We start from the raw sequence: 3,679 nt of genomic DNA on the forward strand, positions 1-3,679 counted from the left end.
TCACCGGAGACGGCGCTTTTCCCTCCGCGCGAATCTCATCGCCGCGCTGTGCAATCACTCGCTTACTGAGAGAGCGTGACTTTCGCAGGAGGTCTATTGTCCAATAATAGAAGCTCACGGCTCAGAGACGACCCGGGTCGAAATTGCCATGATGCGCACGCCAGACGGCCATAGCCGTCTCGAGTTGTCGCGATTCCTCACGCCGCCTGTGGTCGCCGATCACCGCAACGCTCAATAGGCTCAGCAAACGCGGTGCGCAGCTCGTCGGTAAGGTGGTTCAGTACGGAAACACGTACCGGCTCTGCTACATCCGGGGTCCCGAAGGAATCCTCATTGGGCTCGCCCAAGAGCGCGGGCAACAGGCTTCCTGAGCGTTCTCACCAGACGAGAACGCGAAACCATCACTCCCTCCCTCTGCTCTGATCAGGATGGGCGTCGCCGCCTGTCCTCCCCAGGGGGAGTGCGCCCGGCGCTTTGATTCTGTCCGTTGCCAACCCAACAGCTTCCGCTGTCGGGTGTTGTGGAGCCTGCTCGCCCTTCACGTTATTACCTTGGATCACGCGAACGCACCATGTACTGGTAGATCCCTTCAGGGCCACCTTCACGTGTGCCACGCTCCGCCAGGTACTTTAGGCCCGATTGATCGTCAATGATCTGATACTGAGCCTGCTGATCGGATGAAGTGCCATGCGGGGCGACCGTCACGGTCGCTCCTTCTTCCAGGGTCGGACACTCAGAGGCCAAGACTGTGCCATGTCCTATCTCTGTGCCATCCTGAATTCTTACGAGTACGTATTCCATATACCAAGCAGTATTGGCGGTTTAGGAGTACAGCGGATGTGTGACGGGCTCTCTTGTGCTCCCGGTCATGAATTAAGACATGCCCTGTACTGCGCGGCATCAACCAATTGTTGCTGCATTTCCGTGCTTGGCAACCTCTAGACGTGAAAGAATCAGACAATGCGAAGAGCATCCTCAATGGCGATGCGAAGCGCCTTTTTAAGCATCATCCTGAGCCTGATTGTCGTTGCTCTGAAGGGCGGCGCATACCTCCTGACCGGCAGCGTCGCCCTCTTTTCAGACGCTCTGGAGAGCTTAATCAATGTGGTCGCGGCAGGAGCGGCCCTCGCTGCCTTGCGCGTAGCGAGCCGGCCTGCCGATGCCGTTCACCCGTATGGCCATCAGAAAGCCGAGTACTTCAGTGCCATGCTCGAAGGCGCGCTCATTGTCGCTGCTTCTCTGGCCATCGTGTATTCCGCTGTTCAAGCCTTGCTGCATCCCAAGCCGCTGGAAGCCTTAGGACTCGGCATGGTGGTGTCCAGTGTGGCGACGCTCCTCAACTGGGGCTACGGCCAGTACCTTTTAAAGATTGGGAAGCGACTTCAGTCACCTGCTCTCATAGCGGATGGTAAACATCTGTTGAGTGACGTGATTACAAGTATTGGCGTCTTGGTCGGTGTGGGCTTGGTCAAATTCACGGGCCTCCATGCACTTGATGCAATGGCGGCCATTCTGGTGGCGCTGTATGTGCTGTGGGTGGGATACAAGCTGGTTCAGAGCAGCCTCCTGAGTTTGTTGGATGAAGCGGCACCGTTGGAAGTGCAGCTGCAGCTCAAGCAGTGGGTGAGTGAACACGCTGAGGGTGCCTTGGAAGCACATGACTTTCGAACGCGTCATGCCGGCAGCGTCACATTCATCGAGTTCCACCTGGTGGTTCCAGGAGCCATGACCGTCCAGGATGCACACGCGATTTGCGACCGGTTGGAGGAGAGTATCGGGCGGCAAATGCCTGGGAGTCAGGTCAGCATTCATCTGGAACCTGAAGGCAAGGCTAAACAGCAGGGGATTGTGGTGCTTTGAGCGCTGCGGCGGCGTTATCCCGGCTGCTCGGCCGCTGAGCAGACTAAGGGCCAAGCAGCTTCGAGGCCATTCAATTCATCGCCCAGTTGCCCAAAAAGTCGCCCATGGTGAGGGGCACGCCTTGGTTGCGCAAGATGCCGTAGGCGGTGCTCAGGTGATAGTAGAAGTGGGGAATCGCGTAGGCGACCAGAAACTGGCTGCCGCTGGGACTCATCGAAACACCGCGATGCTCGATCACAACCGTTCGAGCAAGGCCAGCTTCGAGGTCACTTGGCGCAATCTCTCGGAGATACACGATCGTCGCGTCAAGGCGCTGGTACAGCTCGGCAAAACTCTTCGCATCGTTTGGAGCTGGCGTCTGTGGCGCACCCAGCAACCGTGCGATCGCCAACTCGGCCCCTTGCGCCGCCCAGTGGATCTGGGCGGCAAGGGTATACCCGTGCAGGTCAGTTGGCACGGGACTCGAAAGGTCGCGCACCGGCCCTTCGGAGGCGAGTTGCGCCCCCAGCAACTCGCCTTCACCGCCGCCAGTAGCTGCGACATGGGCTTCAGCCTTCGTCAATTGCATCTTTAAGTTGGTGAGTCCGCGGACGAAGAGACCAGCAGACAGATCATAGGCACTCAACGACATCGGACCCCATCCACTGCTTTTCCTCGTGATCGCATGGCTCATGCTATCGGAACGAAGAAGACCTGGCAGCCCTATGTGTTTTGATAAGCCGTTGGCGTCAAACAGCAGAAACCCTAACACTTGGTCTATGATGCCCAATGCTCTCGGTGCAACTTCTCAGGAGGTCAAGATGTTGACATCTGTGCTTTACATGTCCATGTCGCTCGACGGGTATATCGCTGGTCCGAACGACGAAGTCGGCAACCCCGGTGGCGACGGCTTCATGCGGCTGCACGATTGGTACGGGCTCGGCTCGAACGGGGAACCTGTGCCTGTCGCGCACTCCAAACTCGGCAGACAATTCATGGACGAGGTCAACGCAACGGGCGCGGTGCTCTCGGGTCGGCGCACCGTGGAACAGGTTGATCACTGGGGCGGCAATCATCACGGTGTCCCGATCTTCGTCCCCAGCCACCGGCCACCCGGCCCGTCCGTCGCCAACTACCCGTTGGTAACGTATGTGCTTGACGGGATCAAGAGCGCGATGGCACAGGCGAAGGCCGCCGCCGGAGACCGGAACGTGATGGTACACGGCGCGTACACGGCGCAACGGGCGCTCGAGGCCGGCGTGCTGGACGAGTTGCAGATTCACCAGATTCCGGTGCTGTTCGGCGGTGGTCGTCGGCTGTTCGAGGTGCTGCCGTCGCGCCTCGAGTTGGATGTTGTTCGGGTGATTGATACGCCCGAGGCAACCCATATTCGCTATCGCGTTCGTCGCTGAGCGCAAGGAGTGGTTATGAACGGTTGTGTCGCCTTAATCGGGCTGGGTTAGGCTGACCCGCCGTGACCGATGCCAAGCCTTACCGCCACCGTTGACCCATGACCATCACCCAGCATGTCGTTTGGCTATACCACCGCTTTTCCCTGAGCTTCTTGGCCAGAACAGCGCCCATGAGAACGCTTGACCGCTACCGTGACGTTCAAGAATTGCTTCACTAGCGCGCTATTGAGGTCAGCCACGAGACTCTCTGCGAGTGGTGTATTAAATTCAGCCCCCTCTTCGCTGAAGAACTTCGCCACCGGGTACCCCAGCGGGGTGCTCGGTGGTCCCTAGAGGCTGGTTGACTGGCTATCCAAGGAGGGGCCTGAGTTTCGTCAGCAACAGAACGCAAGCGGCGACGAAATGAAAGCCGATCAAGGTTGAGGAGA

The 3,679-nt window shown here is 58.5% G+C and carries 4 protein-coding genes; 2 read left to right on the forward strand and 2 right to left on the reverse strand.

Translation table 11 applies throughout. From position 1 onward, the window contains the following. Nucleotides 1–546 precede the first annotated feature (546 nt). A complete protein-coding gene (locus GUI70_RS22295) occupies nucleotides 547–705 on the reverse strand; it encodes a hypothetical protein (protein WP_161884468.1) in 159 nt (52 codons plus the stop codon). Between the two features lie 279 nt (nucleotides 706–984). On the opposite strand from GUI70_RS22295, the gene GUI70_RS22300 reads away from it, so the two are divergent. Continuing rightward, entirely contained in the window at nucleotides 985–1,860 is an 876-nt protein-coding gene (locus GUI70_RS22300; RefSeq protein ID WP_237725118.1) for a cation diffusion facilitator family transporter, read from the forward strand. Nucleotides 1,861–1,930: 70 nt separating this feature from the next. Here GUI70_RS22300 and GUI70_RS22305 read toward each other — a convergent pair whose 3' ends face one another. Continuing rightward, nucleotides 1,931–2,611, reverse strand: coding sequence for a DUF1993 family protein (locus GUI70_RS22305; RefSeq protein ID WP_202630564.1), 681 nt, complete (start codon nucleotides 2,609–2,611; stop codon nucleotides 1,931–1,933). 49 nt (nucleotides 2,612–2,660) lie between these two features. Here GUI70_RS22305 and GUI70_RS22310 point away from each other — a divergent pair, with 49 nt between their 5' ends. Then, nucleotides 2,661–3,251, forward strand: a complete 591-nt coding sequence (locus GUI70_RS22310; RefSeq protein WP_161884471.1) for a dihydrofolate reductase family protein — start codon at nucleotides 2,661–2,663, stop codon at nucleotides 3,249–3,251. The last annotated feature ends 428 nt before the right edge of the window (nucleotides 3,252–3,679 follow it).

The organism is Deinococcus alpinitundrae, from assembly GCF_009982895.1.
Classification (GTDB): domain Bacteria; phylum Deinococcota; class Deinococci; order Deinococcales; family Deinococcaceae; genus Deinococcus; species Deinococcus alpinitundrae.